This window comes from Paenibacillus sp. B-A-8, assembly GCF_048572915.1.
In the GTDB taxonomy this organism is placed as follows: domain Bacteria; phylum Bacillota; class Bacilli; order Paenibacillales; family Paenibacillaceae; genus Paenibacillus_AQ.
The window spans coordinates 4,687,339-4,702,956 of the sequence record NZ_CP183882.1; the positions used below are offsets into that span (position 1 = coordinate 4,687,339).

The window sequence follows — 15,618 nt, forward strand, 5'->3', positions numbered from 1 at the left end:
GCATATCAAAATAAAGACTCTGCTTACACAATACATGCTAATCTAAAAAACTTCTTGCACTCTGCTCAACTATACTCATCTCAACTAAACTAAACTCTTCTATACTCGGCTAACTACACTATACATGATGACAAGGGTCATTGACAACCCACAACTATAATTTAAGACTTGCTCTCTGATAAATCCGGACGTAGCTTCTGAGCTTCATTCAGATAAACATGGCGAATCTCACGCTGCGATTTATCCGTATTAATCTGTACCATCAACCGAATACACTTCGGTAAGCTGCCTTTAACCGGGATTTCTGTTGAACACATAAGTGGAACCATTTCCCAGCCCTCAATCTCACGAATAGCCCTTGCGGGAAAAGTTGCATCCAAATCATTGGTCATCGTAATCCATACATTGCTTATATTCTCAGCTACAACATCATTACGTTCTACGATTTCACGCAGCAGTATAACTGTCTCTCGTAAAATCTCTGCCTCTTCGTTCTTTGTCACGGTCGTTGCTCCGCGAATTCCTCGGTTTACCACGGTCTTTCCTCCTTCTTAAGCTCTGCGAGAACCTCTCGCACAAGTGACTCCTGCACATCATTCACAATGCTTACAGAGCCTATGGAATCAGGCACGATAAAGGTCATCTTGCCTTCTTTGAATTTCTTATCATGCATCATAGCTTCCATCAGTTCATCTTCATCATACTCGGAAGGAAGGCGTACCGGCAGCGATAACGCGGACAGCATGGATACAGTATCCTCATAAATGGAAGCATCCCGTCCAAGCTTCACAGCCAATAGCGCTGAACCCGCCATGCCAATCGCAATCGCTTCCCCATGCAGGAACACACCGTACCCACCAACGGCTTCAATCGCATGTCCGATCGTATGTCCAAGGTTCAAAATCGCTCGAAGTCCATGCTCACGCTCATCATTTCCTACTACCTCTGCCTTGATCGCACAGCCACGCTCTAAAGCATAACCTAAAGCTTCGACATTCAGACTTAGCAGCTCTTCGGCATGATCACGACACCAATAGGCGAACTCTTTGTCCACCAGGAGACCGTGCTTTACCACTTCAGCCAGACCCGATGCGACTTGCCGTGCTGGAAGAGTACGTAACGTATCCAAATCGTAGAGTACCATCGACGGTTGATAGAAAGCCCCAATCATATTTTTAGCTAATGGATGATTGACTGCCACTTTACCACCTACACTGCTATCGTGAGCTAATATCGTCGTCGGAATTTGTAGAAATCCGATCCCACGCATATAGGTCGCTGCTACAAATCCAGCTAAATCTCCAACTACACCGCCACCTAAAGCCAAAACCGCTGAATTACGGTCTAGCCCTGCTTGAATCGCAGTTGTCATGACCTCTTCATACACGGTTAATGATTTAGAAGCTTCACCTGCTGGCATAATGTGGCTAACCACAGTATAGCCATGAGAACGCAAAGCTTCTTCAAGTGCCGGCAAATACCTTGGCGCTACTTCACTATCACTCACCACTAACAGTGGACTACGCTCCGAAAATCCTGCTTCAGCACAATAACGGGCGATGTCCTTAAGTACTCCACTACCGATAAGGATAGGGTACGATCGATCGCCTAAGTCTACATTAATTGTACGCATAATTAGTAGCTCTCCAGCTGTGATAGGTAATTTTCATAGTTCGCTTTAATTTCTTCCAGTGAATCTCCACCGAATTTATCAAGAAAGGCTTTTGCAATTTCCCATGCCACTACACTTTCCAGTACAACACAAGCCGCTGGAACTGCACAAGCGTCGGAGCGTTCAACTTGCGCTGTAAATGGTTCTTTCGTGTCGATATCTACACTTTGAAGCGGTTTATAAAGGGTAGGAATCGGCTTCATGACGCCGCGAACTACAACAGGCATTCCGTTAGTCATACCACCTTCAAAACCGCCTAAGCGATTGCTTGCACGGTAGTATCCTTTAGAAGCTTCATACATAATTTCATCATGGACTTGCGATCCACGCAATTTACCAGCTTCAAACCCAATGCCAATCTCTACACCTTTAAAGGCATTAATTGACATTACAGCTCCAGCGATTGCTCCGTCAAGCTTCCGGTCTGACTGTACATAGCTGCCAAGTCCAATAGGAAGTCCTTCGACGATACATTCAACGATTCCACCGATGGAGTCGCCTTCTTCCTTGATCTGATCTATGTAAGCCTCCATCTTCTGTTCCGTTTCTTTATCAACAACTCTGACAGAGGATTGTTCTGTCCGTTCAATCAACTCATCGATAGGCAGATCGTTCGCAGGCGCTTCAATCTCACCGATACGGATGACTTGTCCTGCTACTTTCACGCCAAAAGCCGCCAATAGCTGTCTGGCTACAGCGCCACATGCGACTCTAGCTGCTGTTTCACGAGCACTGGAGCGCTCCAGAACATTACGAAGATCCGTATGGTTGTACTTCAATCCGCCGTTCAGGTCTGCATGGCCAGGACGCGGCCGGTTTACGCGCCGTTTTTCTTCATCACTGCCAGGAATAGGCTCAATATTCATAATGTTCTTCCAGTGGGTCCAGTCTTTATTCTCTACTACCAAGGCTACTGGAGCACCTGTAGTATAGCCATGACGCACTCCACCTACGATTTGTGCCGTATCTTTCTCAATCTGCATGCGACGTCCACGTCCATATCCCTTTTGTCGACGTTGCAATTGAAAATTAAGCTCTTCAAAATCCAAGGTCAAATTACTAGGCAATCCCTCAATAATGGCCGTGAGCTGGGGGCCGTGCGTTTCCCCCGCTGTTAAATAGCGCAAACTCATGCTGCGTTCCCCCTTTTATACTTTTAAACTGTAAACCGCTAAAATCCTAATGATCTTTGCTCATTATAGTATAGGCAATCCTCTTTGACAAGAAAGGGATCTTCCTAAAAAGGCACCCTTCCCGACAAAATAATGTGTCCGAAACTTGCTTAAAAAGATCCAAAACGTACAATTAACTGCATCTGAGTCCGTTTGCACATGAGCTAGTGGCTTGTAACCCCTCTGGTGAAATACTGTGGCTGAGGGTGAAAAGATTCGGTGCTTCAGTGTGCCTGGTATCTTTAAGATGTTGATGATTAGGGAAAATCTCCCTGATTATAAGCAGATATTGATCCATTATCTATGAATTGAGGAAATTCTCCCTAATTTTCCGTGAAATCACCTCTTTGTCTATCTTTTCGATGGATGATTAGGGAGGTTTTCCCTAAAAAACCTTATTTCCGTGTATTTATCAGAATAATTAGGTACATTTTCCCTAATTCACATTATGAGCGTTACTGTTGAGGAAGTGCGGAACTTCTATTTCCTTATATTTTTAAAGAAAAAGCGCCATTCATACTCTAAAGAGTATAAATGGCGCTCCTCGGCTCAGTCCGGCGCTTGTTAGCTGCCGATCCGCTGACTCGTTGAAGGAAATGTAGACTTACGCTCTTCCAGCTGCAGAAGGCGCTTCAATTGCATTTCTTCTACACCGAGAATTTGCCCGCACTCACGAACGGTGATAAAGCCTCGTTTGTACGCGGCAATGACCTTGCTTTTGTCCATCGGTTTAACGATCCTTTCACTTAGCTTACAGATTCTACTACCCAGTATCACTGAACTATAGCGAAAGTATACGTTAAAAAGTACACGGACGAAGGAGCAAGAAGTATTTATTTTTTACGATAGAAAAAGGTTTCCGTCGATTCAAAGCCATATTGTGCTGGAGTAAAGATTTGCTCTGTGCTGCCTACAAACAAATATCCACCGGGACGTAAACTTGCCGAGAACTTATGGTAGAGCTTATTCTTCGCCTCTTCAGTAAAATAGATCATTACATTGCGACAAATGATAAGATCAAAGCCCTCGTCGAACTTGTCCAGCAGTAGGTTCTGTTTGCGGAAATCTATGTTTTTCTTAAGCGTATCACTAACTTTGAATAAAGGACCCTCGGGTTTGAAATAACGAGCAGCAACATCCTTAGGCACATCCTTTAAAGAACGTTCCAGATACAAGCCCTGCTTTGCTTTGGAAAGCGCACCGTCGTCAATATCCGTAGCCAGAATGCCAGTCTGTCCCAATAAATTCTTATCCGATAAAATCATAGCCAGCGTATAAGGTTCTTCTCCAGTGGAACACGCAGCGCTCCACAGCTTTAATCTGCGACCAGATTGTTGTATGTCAGGAAGAATGATATCTCGCAATACTTCCCATCGATTCGGATTCCGCCAAAACTCGGAGACGTTAATCGTCATTCGGTCCAAAAATTCATAAAATAATTCCTTGTCCTTCATCATTGCGGCAAAAAAATCACTAAAGGTATGATATCCATTCTTCACACGAAGAGTCGTTAAACGCCGCTTCATCTGCGCTTCTTTATACTGAGCTAGATCAATTCCGGTGCTTTGCTTAACATGATGAATAAACCCAATGTAATCTGAATCTGCTGTTAATGCTGCAACATTACGATCAGACATGTTAATCCCCTGCCTCCCGCTTGGCTCCTACATCCAGAGTGCGATCTCTTTGTTATACAGATTCAGTTCATCTGGCGTAAAGAAATTTGCAATTTCTCGTTCTGCACTTTCAGGCGAGTCTGATCCATGAATCAAATTAAGCGGTGTATGACTGGCAAAGTCACCGCGAATTGTACCCGGCATAGCTTCTCCTACCTTCGTTTTACCAATGAGTGTACGGGACAATGTTACAACATCATCACCTTCCCATACCATTGCAAACACTGGACCTGAGGTTATAAAAGAGACCAGCTCTGAAAAAAAGTCCTTGCCAGCATGCTCCGCATAATGTCTTTTAGCTTGGTCTTCACTAACTGTAATCAGCTTAGCAGCGACCAGCTTAAAGCCCTTATCTTCAAAACGTGAAACAATACGCCCGATTAATCCACGTTGTACTCCATCCGGCTTGACCATCAGATACGTCTTTTCCATAGAGGCACTCTCCAATTCCCCATAAGTTGGGTTGTTTTGACGCTATCTTAACAGAAACCGCGCTTTCTGGAAACGTTTAATTTGTAATCACCAAAACCTCAATAAGCTCTACCTGTTACAAAAAAGGCAATATCACGCAGATTACGCTTAGTCTTGTTGTTAGGCAACTGATCTAGTGCGGCAAGTGCCTTCGCGATATAACGCGAAGCCAGCTCCTCGGAACGGGCGATTCCGTCTCCAGAAAGAATAAGATCAATAGCACGTCCTACTGTGCTGTTGCCTTCGCGAATAGACTTCAACTCCTCAAGAAGCGGGGCTCGCAACCTATCATCTTCCAAGCTATAAATGACAGGAAGGGTAATATTTCCTTGCCGCATATCACTGCCCGGGGGTTTACCGATTTGCTTCTCGGTGCCTGAAAGGTCGAGTAAATCATCACGGATTTGGAAGGCCATCCCTACATTATATCCATAATTATAAAGTAGACGTGCCACCTCTGGATCTGCATCAGCAGCAAGTGCTCCAAGTTGGCAGCTAACAGCAATCAACAAGGCTGTTTTGCGGCGAATTCGGCGTAGATAATGACGCACACTTTGCTCACTGTTAAAGAAGTCACGAATCTGCTCCATCTCACCGATCGACATTTCAATCATAGCCTTGGACAAAATCTGATGAATTCGCGGATTCTTCAGCTCCGTCGTCATCACCAGTGCTTTCGCATATATGTAGTCACCGGTGTACATGGCAATTTTATCGCCCCATTTGGCCTTAACAGTAAGTTCACCTCGGCGAAGTTCTGCATCGTCGATGACATCATCGTGAACAAGTGATGCACTATGAATTAGTTCCAGCGGAATCGCCACACGCTTCAGCTTCTCTAGATCATACTTGCCAAACTTTCCTCCCATTAAGACAAATACTGGGCGCAATCTTTTACCGCCAGCTTTTAATAAATGCAGGGAAGTCTCGGTTAGCAGGTCGTCATCACCCTGTACGCTACGATACAACTCTTTTTCAATCTGATCCATGTCTCTGTTCAGTAATCCGAATATTTGCAGTCGTTTCATTCCTTCACCCGTGTCAACAGTTTATGACTCCAAATCTCCATCTTCACTGCCTGCGGCAGCAGACCCATCTCATAGGCATAGCGGAAATAGAGGTTCAGACCTTTCTGCTGCCTTTCTCCAAAATCATAGCATAAATTGCGAAAGTACCCTTCCCAATAAGACTTAGTACCTCCAATTGTCGTACAGGCTGCAAGTACAATAGGATCTAAATCACTTAATCCCCGGAGCTTACTCTCAGCAAAAGCTTCTGCAATCTCAGCTATGGCTTCCTGTTTGTCCTTCGCTGCCTTTCGATTCACTGCCCAGACCGCAAAGGTCATCCCTAAGCCCGTCCATTCTTTCCAGAGCTCTGCTAAATCCGTTACGATATAACCTTGATCCTGCCAAGAGGCTTTAATCGCATGATCACCAATGAGTAAACAGGCATCTGCTTGATGCATCATGGCATCCAAATCAGGATTAGCACTAATATATTCTGGTTTATTGCCAAAAGCTTTTTCCATTAAAATTTTCAGCAAGTTAACCGATGTTGCAGAAGTGTTCGTAACAGCAATCGTACCTGAACCTATCTGTGCAAGAGGCACCCGAGAAAAAAGAAATATTGACCTCACCGGACCGTCCGCACTTACCGATAAATCAGGTAACAGCAATAACTTCTCACTGGCTTCAGCATAAGCAAAAGAGGATAACGCACCTACATGAATCGTTCCGCGACTCATCCCCTGATTAAGAATGGCAGGTACTTCACTCACCATCTCTGCAGGATATTTCAATGCAGAGGGATGAAAATTGTGAAATACCGGCCATGAGTTGGTATAGCTGATTTTGCCGATGATGGTGTGGCTGTTATTCTCCATTCTTTCAATCCCCCCATCTGCGAAATAATTGATGTTCAATATTAAAGCTGTCAAGCACTTTACCCACCATGAAATTAATCAGATCATCCATACTTTGCGGTCCAAAGTAAAAAGCCGGCATTGCCGGAATGATCCGAACCCCCAGACGGGACAGCTTCAACATATTCTCTAGATGAATAGCATGCAGAGGTGTCTCACGAGGTACAAGGACCAGCGGACGTCCTTCCTTAAGCATAACATCAGCAGCACGAGTCATCAGATTATCTGAAGTCCCATTAGCAACTGCTGACAATGTTCCCATGGAACAAGGCATTATAATCATCCCTTCTACACGAAAGGAACCACTTGCGATCGTTGCGCCGATATCAGCGACAGGATGATAAAGTAGAGAACCGGGATAGCCCTTGAACTTTTCGTTCAAAAAGCCTTCCCGGTCTGATGCGATATAACCTAGTTCTTCTTTAAATACGCGCCAGCCCGCATTGCTTACTACCAAATGCACGGAGTAGCCTAGCGATAACAACGTTTCGATCAGACGAATACCATAAATAGCACCGCTTGCCCCTGTAATTCCTACCACGAAGTTTTTCGGTTTAGTAAGCGTCATTTTTTGAAATGCACCACCAAGTCAATCAAAGTGAAAGAGAACACCACGATGCTCAGCACGCCGTTCATAGTGAAAAAAGCGGTTTGCAAACGACTAAGATCACTAGGGGATACAATATAATGCTCATAAAAAAGAATAATATAAGCAAGAATCATACCTGCCACATACCACCAGCTTAAATCCGTCAAAAACAACAGCGATACGAATCCAATCGCCGTGAGAATGTGAAATACGCGAGCAATAACGAGCGCACCTTGAACCCCAAACCGCACTGGAATGGAGTTTAAGCCCTCTTTAATATCAAACTCAACATCCTGACAAGAGTATATAACATCAAAACCAGCAGTCCAAAATACAATTGTGAAGTAAAATACCATTGAAGTCCAATTCACACTTCCGGTCACTGCTACCCATCCGCCCAGAGGTGCAAGCGCAATGGTGAGGCCGAGGATAAGATGGCATGCCCATGTAAAGCGCTTAGTGAATGAATAAATGACAAGAAAGAATACAGCGATAGGTAAAAGCTTAGCTGACAAAGGGTTCAACTTAAAGGCTGCCCAAAAGAGTAAGAAAAACGAAATGCCGATAAAAATGACAACTTCACCGATCTTGAGTAGCCCTGCAGGAATCGCTCTTCCGGCTGTCCGCGGATTCTTGGCATCACTAATTCGGTCAATCAATCGATTCAACCCCATAGCTGCACTACGTGCTCCAAACATGGCGATTATAATCCAGCCTATTTGGCTCCAGGACGGGAGACTATCATTCATGACAACAGATCCCAGTAAAGCCCCCATAAAGGCAAATGGTAAAGCAAATACCGTATGTTCAAACTTAATCATTTGCAAAAAGATACCGATTTTCTTAAACATTTCCGTTCTCCTTGAGCCCAATATGTAATGCCGCGATGCCTCCGGTCAAGGGGAAGGATTCCACTTTTTGAAGTCCGGTTTCACGGAAAATAGTGGCTAGCTGCTCCCGGTCAGGGAACAATGCCAGTGACTCTGGCAGCCATTTGTATTGCTCGTACCTTTTCGCGAATAGCTTACCAAGCAGTGGGAGTACACGCTGGAAATAGAAGAAATATACGCCTTTAAACGGCTGTTTCATCGGCTTCGATAGCTCCAAACACACAACCATTCCACCAGGTTTTACTACCCGCTTCATTTCGTTAAGCACTTGAACAGGATCTGGCACATTGCGTAGACCGAATCCAATCGTTGCATAATCAAATGCATTATCTTCAAAAGGTAACTCCATAGCATTGCCTTGCACCAGCGAAATACGGTTCTGAAGCTTGCGCTCTTCAACCTTACGGCGTCCGACTTCAAGCATGCCGGCACTAAAATCCAGTCCGATTACATTGCCAGTCTGCGAGGCTTCCGCCAAAGCGATGCTCCAATCACAGGTTCCGCAACATAGGTCAACGGCGGAATCCCCACGCTTCATCCCCATCTTCTTCATCGTGAATTTACGCCAAGCCTTGTGGCGGCGAAAGCTTAGGATGTCATTCATTAAATCGTATTTTCCAGCAATACTCTCAAACACGGAATGCACAAACTGCTCTTTTGGTTTGCTGTTGTCACCCACAGCAGTTGTCGTCTTTTCCATAGTCATCCATTAACCCTCCACGGCTGCTTGTCCTGTGACCTTCATCTGCAGAAGAAAACGATCCAGCGCGATCTCTAGCTCTCTAAGCAAACTCTCGTCTTTAACACTTTGCAATAGTCCCTGAATAGACTGAAGCGATTGATGCAGCTTGTCTGTCAGTTGAGAATCACATTTATATTTCATTTTCAGCTTCTTCCATTCCTTCTGATCAAGGTTCCGGTCTTGAAGCTGCTTGCATTCTTCCTCCGTTGCAGTCTCCATCATCTTCCAATAGCAATAGCCATTCCCTGCATTTGCAGGATCATCACTACGGGAAAGCTCGAGAGCAACGGTCTCGCATTGACTGAATTCTGCCAGCAGTTTCTCCCACAGCTCCACTACAGAGTTCTCAATCAAAGGCGTAAAAGAAAGGAACAGCCGCATATTCAGCTGTACCATATGCCGCAAGTATTGTTCAGCCGAAAGGCGTATGCCTCTCATTTTCACATAGAGATTCGCTTTCAAGACATTGAAATCTGCAATTGCCTTACTCAAGATTCCAATCATCTCGATCTGATCACTCTTTGCAAGCAAATGGTAAAACCAGCTACTGAAGTAATCACCAGCTAGCACCTTCAATTGACGGGAACGCATAGGATCTCCCCCCCGTCTATCATTTGAACGGTCAATTACCTCATGAGTGTCCAGTCCCAGTTGAACAAGCGCTGTCACAAGCGTGTACAACTCTCCGGCACTACCTTTTGCAGAAGAAGCGTGATTCAGAAAAATATATAACAAATGACCCCGGCCATCAGAAAACGGCGGCAATTCCGTATGCTTCTGAATCATGTCGTAGTCTGTGTAGGGTTTAGCCAGTTGCGGTATGCAGTACGGTTTCATTTCAGCCTCCGAAGCCATTGACATAATAATAATTCGTTTGTTCACAATCTTGTCTATTATATCACATGTTTTTTTGTCACGCACTGTGATACGTCTGAGTTTCTTTTAATCCATTCATGGATAAATGAACTGTTTCTTCCAGAGCTCGGTTTCACTAATGCGGAAGCCCGTTTTGAGACGATCCGATATAGGAAGATTCCCCCTAGACTGGAGTTCATCTTGCAGCGCATAAGACCACTCCGAACGTCTGATATCTCCAGCTAACAACAGTCGTCGGCTACCAAGCCATTTATCCTCTACGACAATGCGAAGTAAAAGCTGATTCACATTCGAAGTTTCTTGAATAGCAAAGGAAATGGCCTGAGCCATATTTTGATAGAGTTCCTCAGGTTCATGATCGTTCCCGCTCACTTTTAGATCCAGTGACAGAACATGATCTTCCCAGCCTACGCTATCTATGGATAAGGTCAACGGAAGAGCGCCCATAATATCAACAAGATTGTCATTGCCCAGCACTGTGTTATGGCTGCCAGTAAAAGTCTCCACTGTTCCATTTCTCTGCTGTACGGATGAGTCTAAGTCTGCCAGTTTCGGCAAAATAATAGCAGAGGTCGCAGTCAAGAGTAATACAGCACCGACCAACCAGGCTTTGTTCATGGACACGCCCCCTTATCCATAGTACCCACTTTTATGCGGATATGATCATTCACCCTTACTATATTTTGAAAAAAAGCAGGCTATGCCTGCTTTTCAGCTTTCACTTTCCAATTGTCCATGTTTCGTTAAAATTTCAGCTTTACCGCGGATTTTCATAGCTGAGGTATGATCGGTAAATTGGGCAATCAACACCTCACCCTTGTCTAGCTTCTCTGTATGATGAAAGCGTGTATCCGTACCTCTAGTTAGACCAATCACTTGAACGCCGTTCTCTTTAGCCTTAACCACAATATAGTCGCTGCCTGTCGGAAGCGGATTTTCATTCGTCTTTTTATCCGTCATTGCTGATCCTCCTCTAACCCTAATGTACAGCCCATGATATCCGAAAAAACAAATGCCGCCTTGGAGGGCGGCATAGTTGTTACTTAAAAAGACTATGGGATTGATATGTAGAAATCTTTATTTGATTCCGTCTTTCAGCGCCTTACCAGGTTTGAAAGCTGGCACCTTGCTTGCAGGAATTTCGATTTCTTCACCAGTTTGTGGGTTACGGCCTTTACGTGCGGAACGTTCGCGCACTTCAAAGTTTCCGAATCCAACCAGTTGTACTTTGTCACCGCTTTGCAGTGCTTCTGTAATTGCTTCGAAAACCGCATCTACAGCTTTAGTAGCATCCTTCTTGGGAAGTTCAGTTGCTTCTGTAACTACATTGATCAAATCAGATTTATTCATGTTTTCTCACCTCCCTGAGTAAATTTCCGGTATCATACACTGTTTCCGTTTCAACGTAAAATATACGTGATAATCCCGTTTATTACTGATCACTGGCGCCCATAGACCTTGAAGCGCAACAAACTTATAGTAATACAGCCCATCCATAAATTCAAGCAGTAAGACAAAAAAGGAGTAGAAATTATCATCTATGCTTGCGTAATTATCTAATTTCTATCTAATTTTATAGACCTATAAGACCAGGATAATTCTGCTTTTCCGCATAAAAATTGAGTCAGATTCACCGTTATTATAGGAACTAGGAATCAAGTTTCGTTATTTTTACACATAAAAAGAGTGGGATCTCTCCCACTCTTCCAATCCGCTTAAATTCAGGTTAGAGAATAATTGCAATAAGTCCGCCTGAGCCCTCATTGATGATCCGACCAAGCGTTTCTTGCAATTTGTAGCGCGCATTATCCGGCATCATTGCAATTTTGCCTTGAATACCTTCCCTTACAATGGAATGCAAGGAGCGCCCAAAAATATCGGATTCCCAAATCTTGATCGGGTCGTTCTCGAAATCCTGCATCAGATAACGAACCAACTCTTCGCTCTGCTTCTCTGTTCCAATGATTGGTGAGAACTCAGATTCAACATCAACACGAATCATATGAATAGATGGTGCAGTAGCCTTTAACCGAACCCCAAAGCGAGAGCCTTGACGAATCAGCTCAGGTTCATCAAGAGCCATTTCAGCTAACGAAGGAGCAGCGATACCATATCCGGTAGTTTTGACCATTTCTAAAGCTTCCGAGAAGCGGTCGTACTCCCTTTTTGCATGAGAGAATTCCTGCATCAGCTGGAGTAAGTGATCCTTGCCGCGGATTTCAACCCCCACTACCTCCATCAGAACTTGGTCGTACAGCTCTTCTGGGGCATACAGGTCGATCTCTGCTACACCCTGACCCATGTTCATACCACTTAGGCCAGCTTTATCGATAAAATCATACTCAGTGAACTGAGATACTAGGCGGTCAACATCCCGCAAACGGCGAATATCTTTTACCGTATCGCGAACGGAGTTCTCATAGCTACTACGCAGCCAGTGATTCTCTCCAAGCACCATAACCCAGCTTGGCAAGTTTACGTTCACTTCATGTACTGGGAATTCGTACAACACCTCACGAAGTACACCGGTTACATCCTCTTCAGTCATGTTTGCCGCGCTAAGCGTCATAACAGGGATATCGTATTTGATGGCTAGCTCGCTGCGGAGCTGCTGCGCTTCCTCACTGCGTGGCCGAGTGGAGTTTATGACCAGTACAAATGGCTTACCCACTTCCTTCAGCTCTGCAATGACACGCTCTTCAGAGTCCACGTACGAGTTCCGCGGAATTTCTGCAATCGTACCATCTGTTGTTACTACAACACCAAGCGTTGAATGCTCCTGGATGACCTTACGTGTTCCGATCTCTGCCGCTTCCTGAAAAGGAATTGGCTCCTCAAACCAAGGAGTAGAGATCATTCGTGGTCCATTCTCATCCTCATAGCCCTTAGCGCCTTCTACAGCGTAGCCCACACAGTCTACCAGTCGAACGTTAACCTCAAGCCCTTCCGCAACCTTGATTTGGACTGCGTTGTTAGGCACGAACTTAGGTTCAGTGGTCATAATTGTTTTGCCTGCTGCGCTTTGCGGAAGCTCATCCACAGCTCTTACCCGATCTGCCTCATTCGTGATGTTCGGCAGGACGATTGTTTCCATGAAGCGCTTGATAAATGTCGATTTCCCCGTGCGAACCGCGCCGACGACGCCAAGATAAATGTCTCCGCCGGTACGCTCGGCAATGTCCTTGAAAATATCCACTTTTTCCAAAAGAGATCCCCTCCTCATATTACTCCGAAGAAAAAATGCCTGAAGAGCATCGACTTCGCGTTCCGCCGGTAATCTGACCCTTGCAGGACATCAACCGGACTTATCGTATGCCCGCCCGAAGCCTAGCTGCTTTCGACCGGGACGTACTTGCCCCGCGCTAAACTCCGAATGCTCGGACATGCATTTGGACTAGTATCATCATATGTATCCGGAACGAATTTATGACCCATAATCGCGCATTTTGCAATGTAATTTCTAAAAAAATTAGTTGTGCGCGCCGCAAGGCGTCTGACGCCCGGAAGCTTTCTCATCCATCATATGAGATAGGATTCATTGATAGAACAGCTATTTTAAGCAAGCGAAAACACCTTCGATGTCCCGAAAGGACGCTAAGCGTTTATGGGAGAATTATAAGGATAATGTATACGTGAAACTTATACTTTTTATATAAAAAAAGAACTTCCCCCTCGGCCAGAAACCGATGTTTGGGGAAGCTCTTCTTCTAAATGGCAGTATTTTATGTACACTTAACTAGGAGGCTGCGGAATCGGCTGATTGTTAATCCATAAATACGGCAAAGACTTCACGGGCACGTAATAGGATGCCTCCTCCAGATCTAGTCGCAAATCTTTTTTCTCGTCATGTTCTCCACCATTCTTATCGATAGCAGCCATTATATCAAAAACATAATCTACGTAGACCGTACCAGTCTTATCCATGATGAAATCAAGAACCTGGCCGGAATAGACACTAGTTAATGATATGGAGCTCGTTCCTGCCTTCTTATGATCAATGGTGTACAGTCCAGGATAAAGCTCATCAAGCATAGGTAGAGAGCCGTCATGAGCTGATTTATAACGATTAATCTGTCGCTGCACATCATTAACCTTTTGAACGGTAACAAGGTCCATTACCTTAACTACTGGATCAATTTCCTCATTTAAAATTAGAAAATAAGCACTTCCTCCCTGTTCAAAAGCCGTTGCAGGAATATCATCCAAATATCCCTTATTGTTAAGCTTGCCCAGGTCTATACGGAACTTCTCATATCTTGGAGTAGTTTCATCCGCATTAAGAATCGGAAGCACACCTTCCTCCTGCTGATAATCATCTACGGCTGCTTGTATCCGCTTAACACTTTCTCGATAATTAACACTAGCTCGTTTCTCTTCTCCTGGATACAGACAACCCGAAAGAGTAAGAGTAATCGACATCACTACTAGACAAAGTCTTGCTCCTGCCTTTAGTTTCTTCTTTCTTCGTATAAACTCCAACCGAGTCCCTCCCACGGTGAAAATCTGACACTACCACAGCTCATCTTCTTCCCCACGCCGCGCTGCTTCAAGCTTACGGCGCACAGCAGCCTTAAGTGGATCTTCTGGTACCTGAACGGTCACATCGCCCCATACGGCAGCCTGACAGGCCAGACGCATTCCTTCTTCTAACGCAGTTCCAAGCTTACGCCGTTCAACATCTCCAGGTGGTCTAACCGCTGAGGCCTCTTCATCTGCAATATTAACTTTGCACATCAGGCAGCCTGCTTTGCCTCCACAGCGAGTGGTTATCGTTACTCCGGCTTTACGAGCTGCCTCCAGTACGGAGATACCGCGATTCACGACAGCTTTACGACCTTCAGGTTGAAATACGACGGTGACGCCATTTTGCGGTTTCATGATGTTACTTCCTTCCTTATCGCTATGTAACTGCTTACATAATCGAAACAACTCCGCCCAAGAGGCCAACTAACATGATGACAAACGCTAGGATAGATAGCAGTGCTTTAAGCAGCCCCTTTGTTTTGCTCCGAGCAAACGTTATTAGAAACACAGACAGTCCCATAATCAGCATTGCAATCAGGGACAACCACATTTTTGTCATCGGATCCAAGGTCAAAGCCCCCATTCGCCTGTAATATATTAGGGACTATTATATCATGACCTTATCCTATTCTGTAAAAAAACATCATTTTTTATATATTATTATTTAGATAATTTTGTTTGTGATAGTTTTCCAATCAATACAAAAAAAGAGCAAAAGATAACAGAATCTGTATGGATTCCGAATCTTTTGCTCACCCAACCTAAAGCTATTTTTTAAGCATCATTTTCATTAAAGACTCCATTGTGCCGGTACCTGCGCCGCCTTTTTTGACGGCATTGATAATTTCCTGCACAGTAGCTTCACTGACCGGCACTTTAGCCATCGATGACACCTGCTTAATTAACTGGCGGAGCTGGGCTTCATTCTGCGTAGTTCCTGGTTTGACCGTACTGGCTAGCTTTTTGACGGCACTTTCCGTAATGTTCTTGCCCGCCTTTTTATTAATGGCGTTCAATGCATCCTTGGAAAAATCTCTGCTCACTTTTCATCCCTCCTCCGTCAATCCCCAATACAACATATG

General features: G+C 44.6%; 20 protein-coding genes. All 20 read right to left on the reverse strand.

The genetic code is table 11. The annotated features are described in order from the left end of the window. Positions 1-161 precede the first annotated feature (161 nt). The 20 genes from aroH to ACN6MV_RS21160 all read right to left on the reverse strand — a co-directional run bounded on the left by aroH (position 162) and on the right by ACN6MV_RS21160 (position 15,579). Complete coding sequence (gene aroH / locus ACN6MV_RS21065) at positions 162-536, reverse strand: chorismate mutase (protein WP_042129560.1); 375 nt, start codon at positions 534-536, stop codon at positions 162-164. Further along, positions 530-1,633: a 3-dehydroquinate synthase gene (gene aroB / locus ACN6MV_RS21070; protein WP_042129562.1), complete on the reverse strand. Its 1,104-nt coding sequence runs from the start codon at positions 1,631-1,633 to the stop codon at positions 530-532. Before aroB ends, aroH begins: the two co-directional genes overlap by 7 nt. 2 nt (positions 1,634-1,635) lie before the next feature. Beyond that, positions 1,636-2,805 (reverse strand): chorismate synthase, encoded by a 1,170-nt coding sequence (aroC, locus tag ACN6MV_RS21075; protein ID WP_042129564.1) that lies wholly within the window; start codon positions 2,803-2,805, stop codon positions 1,636-1,638. 603 nt (positions 2,806-3,408) lie between these two features. Continuing rightward, positions 3,409-3,570, reverse strand: a complete 162-nt coding sequence (locus tag ACN6MV_RS21080) for a hypothetical protein (RefSeq protein WP_170880309.1) — start codon at positions 3,568-3,570, stop codon at positions 3,409-3,411. A gap of 107 nt (positions 3,571-3,677) precedes the next feature. Continuing rightward, complete coding sequence (locus tag ACN6MV_RS21085; RefSeq protein ID WP_042129566.1) at positions 3,678-4,481, reverse strand: CheR family methyltransferase; 804 nt, start codon at positions 4,479-4,481, stop codon at positions 3,678-3,680. Between the two features lie 27 nt (positions 4,482-4,508). After that, positions 4,509-4,952, reverse strand: coding sequence for a nucleoside-diphosphate kinase (ndk, locus tag ACN6MV_RS21090; RefSeq protein WP_042129567.1), 444 nt, complete (start codon positions 4,950-4,952; stop codon positions 4,509-4,511). Between the two features lie 98 nt (positions 4,953-5,050). Continuing rightward, positions 5,051-6,019 carry a polyprenyl synthetase family protein gene (locus tag ACN6MV_RS21095; RefSeq protein WP_076119776.1) on the reverse strand — a complete coding sequence of 323 codons (969 nt, stop codon included), beginning with the start codon at positions 6,017-6,019 and terminating at the stop codon, positions 5,051-5,053. Next, the gene (locus ACN6MV_RS21100) at positions 6,016-6,876 is read right to left on the reverse strand and encodes a menaquinone biosynthetic enzyme MqnA/MqnD family protein (RefSeq protein ID WP_419884766.1); all 861 of its coding nucleotides are present in this window, start codon (positions 6,874-6,876) and stop codon (positions 6,016-6,018) included. The genes ACN6MV_RS21095 and ACN6MV_RS21100 overlap by 4 nt, the downstream gene beginning before the upstream one ends. 4 nt (positions 6,877-6,880) lie before the next feature. Continuing rightward, a complete protein-coding gene (locus ACN6MV_RS21105) occupies positions 6,881-7,483 on the reverse strand; it encodes a UbiX family flavin prenyltransferase (RefSeq protein WP_042129573.1) in 603 nt (200 codons plus the stop codon). Then, entirely contained in the window at positions 7,480-8,355 is an 876-nt protein-coding gene (locus ACN6MV_RS21110; RefSeq protein ID WP_042129574.1) for a UbiA-like polyprenyltransferase, read from the reverse strand. The genes ACN6MV_RS21105 and ACN6MV_RS21110 overlap by 4 nt, the downstream gene beginning before the upstream one ends. Then, positions 8,348-9,100 carry a demethylmenaquinone methyltransferase gene (locus ACN6MV_RS21115; protein ID WP_139328547.1) on the reverse strand — a complete coding sequence of 251 codons (753 nt, stop codon included), beginning with the start codon at positions 9,098-9,100 and terminating at the stop codon, positions 8,348-8,350. The genes ACN6MV_RS21110 and ACN6MV_RS21115 overlap by 8 nt, the downstream gene beginning before the upstream one ends. Positions 9,101-9,103: 3 nt before the next feature. Further along, a complete protein-coding gene (locus ACN6MV_RS21120; RefSeq protein WP_076119778.1) occupies positions 9,104-9,973 on the reverse strand; it encodes a heptaprenyl diphosphate synthase component 1 in 870 nt (289 codons plus the stop codon). 114 nt (positions 9,974-10,087) lie between these two features. Continuing rightward, entirely contained in the window at positions 10,088-10,630 is a 543-nt protein-coding gene (locus tag ACN6MV_RS21125; protein ID WP_042129578.1) for a hypothetical protein, read from the reverse strand. Positions 10,631-10,723: 93 nt separating this feature from the next. Continuing rightward, complete coding sequence (gene mtrB / locus ACN6MV_RS21130) at positions 10,724-10,972, reverse strand: trp RNA-binding attenuation protein MtrB (protein ID WP_042129580.1); 249 nt, start codon at positions 10,970-10,972, stop codon at positions 10,724-10,726. Between the two features lie 117 nt (positions 10,973-11,089). Next, positions 11,090-11,362, reverse strand: a complete 273-nt coding sequence (locus ACN6MV_RS21135) for an HU family DNA-binding protein (protein ID WP_036676223.1) — start codon at positions 11,360-11,362, stop codon at positions 11,090-11,092. 376 nt (positions 11,363-11,738) lie between these two features. Beyond that, on the reverse strand, positions 11,739-13,217 hold the full coding sequence (spoIVA, locus tag ACN6MV_RS21140) for a stage IV sporulation protein A (RefSeq protein ID WP_042129583.1): 1,479 nt from the start codon (positions 13,215-13,217) through the stop codon (positions 11,739-11,741). A 527-nt stretch (positions 13,218-13,744) separates the two neighbouring features. Next, positions 13,745-14,491, reverse strand: coding sequence for a DUF3939 domain-containing protein (locus ACN6MV_RS21145; protein ID WP_231573838.1), 747 nt, complete (start codon positions 14,489-14,491; stop codon positions 13,745-13,747). Positions 14,492-14,521: 30 nt separating this feature from the next. After that, the gene (locus ACN6MV_RS21150) at positions 14,522-14,890 is read right to left on the reverse strand and encodes a 2Fe-2S iron-sulfur cluster-binding protein (protein WP_042129587.1); all 369 of its coding nucleotides are present in this window, start codon (positions 14,888-14,890) and stop codon (positions 14,522-14,524) included. A 34-nt stretch (positions 14,891-14,924) separates the two neighbouring features. Continuing rightward, on the reverse strand, positions 14,925-15,104 hold the full coding sequence (locus ACN6MV_RS21155) for a DUF2768 family protein (protein ID WP_042129589.1): 180 nt from the start codon (positions 15,102-15,104) through the stop codon (positions 14,925-14,927). A 199-nt stretch (positions 15,105-15,303) separates the two neighbouring features. Next, a complete protein-coding gene (locus tag ACN6MV_RS21160; RefSeq protein ID WP_042129590.1) occupies positions 15,304-15,579 on the reverse strand; it encodes a stage VI sporulation protein F in 276 nt (91 codons plus the stop codon). Positions 15,580-15,618 lie beyond the last annotated feature (39 nt).

Coding starts and splice junctions, on each gene's coding strand:
- ACN6MV_RS21150 (WP_042129587.1), bottom strand. CDS start 14,890: ATGAAACCGCAAAATGGCGTCACCGTCGTATTTCAACCTGAAGGTCGT.
- mtrB (WP_042129580.1), bottom strand. CDS start 10,972: ATGACGGATAAAAAGACGAATGAAAATCCGCTTCCGACAGGCAGCGAC.
- ACN6MV_RS21105 (WP_042129573.1), bottom strand. CDS start 7,483: ATGACGCTTACTAAACCGAAAAACTTCGTGGTAGGAATTACAGGGGCA.
- ACN6MV_RS21120 (WP_076119778.1), bottom strand. CDS start 9,973: ATGAAACCGTACTGCATACCGCAACTGGCTAAACCCTACACAGACTAC.
- aroC (WP_042129564.1), bottom strand. CDS start 2,805: ATGAGTTTGCGCTATTTAACAGCGGGGGAAACGCACGGCCCCCAGCTC.
- ACN6MV_RS21080 (WP_170880309.1), bottom strand. CDS start 3,570: ATGGACAAAAGCAAGGTCATTGCCGCGTACAAACGAGGCTTTATCACC.
- aroB (WP_042129562.1), bottom strand. CDS start 1,633: ATGCGTACAATTAATGTAGACTTAGGCGATCGATCGTACCCTATCCTT.
- ACN6MV_RS21110 (WP_042129574.1), bottom strand. CDS start 8,355: ATGTTTAAGAAAATCGGTATCTTTTTGCAAATGATTAAGTTTGAACAT.
- ACN6MV_RS21085 (WP_042129566.1), bottom strand. CDS start 4,481: ATGTCTGATCGTAATGTTGCAGCATTAACAGCAGATTCAGATTACATT.
- ACN6MV_RS21135 (WP_036676223.1), bottom strand. CDS start 11,362: ATGAATAAATCTGATTTGATCAATGTAGTTACAGAAGCAACTGAACTT.
- ACN6MV_RS21125 (WP_042129578.1), bottom strand. CDS start 10,630: ATGAACAAAGCCTGGTTGGTCGGTGCTGTATTACTCTTGACTGCGACC.
- ACN6MV_RS21100 (WP_419884766.1), bottom strand. CDS start 6,876: ATGGAGAATAACAGCCACACCATCATCGGCAAAATCAGCTATACCAAC.
- ACN6MV_RS21095 (WP_076119776.1), bottom strand. CDS start 6,019: ATGAAACGACTGCAAATATTCGGATTACTGAACAGAGACATGGATCAG.
- ndk (WP_042129567.1), bottom strand. CDS start 4,952: ATGGAAAAGACGTATCTGATGGTCAAGCCGGATGGAGTACAACGTGGA.
- ACN6MV_RS21115 (WP_139328547.1), bottom strand. CDS start 9,100: ATGACTATGGAAAAGACGACAACTGCTGTGGGTGACAACAGCAAACCA.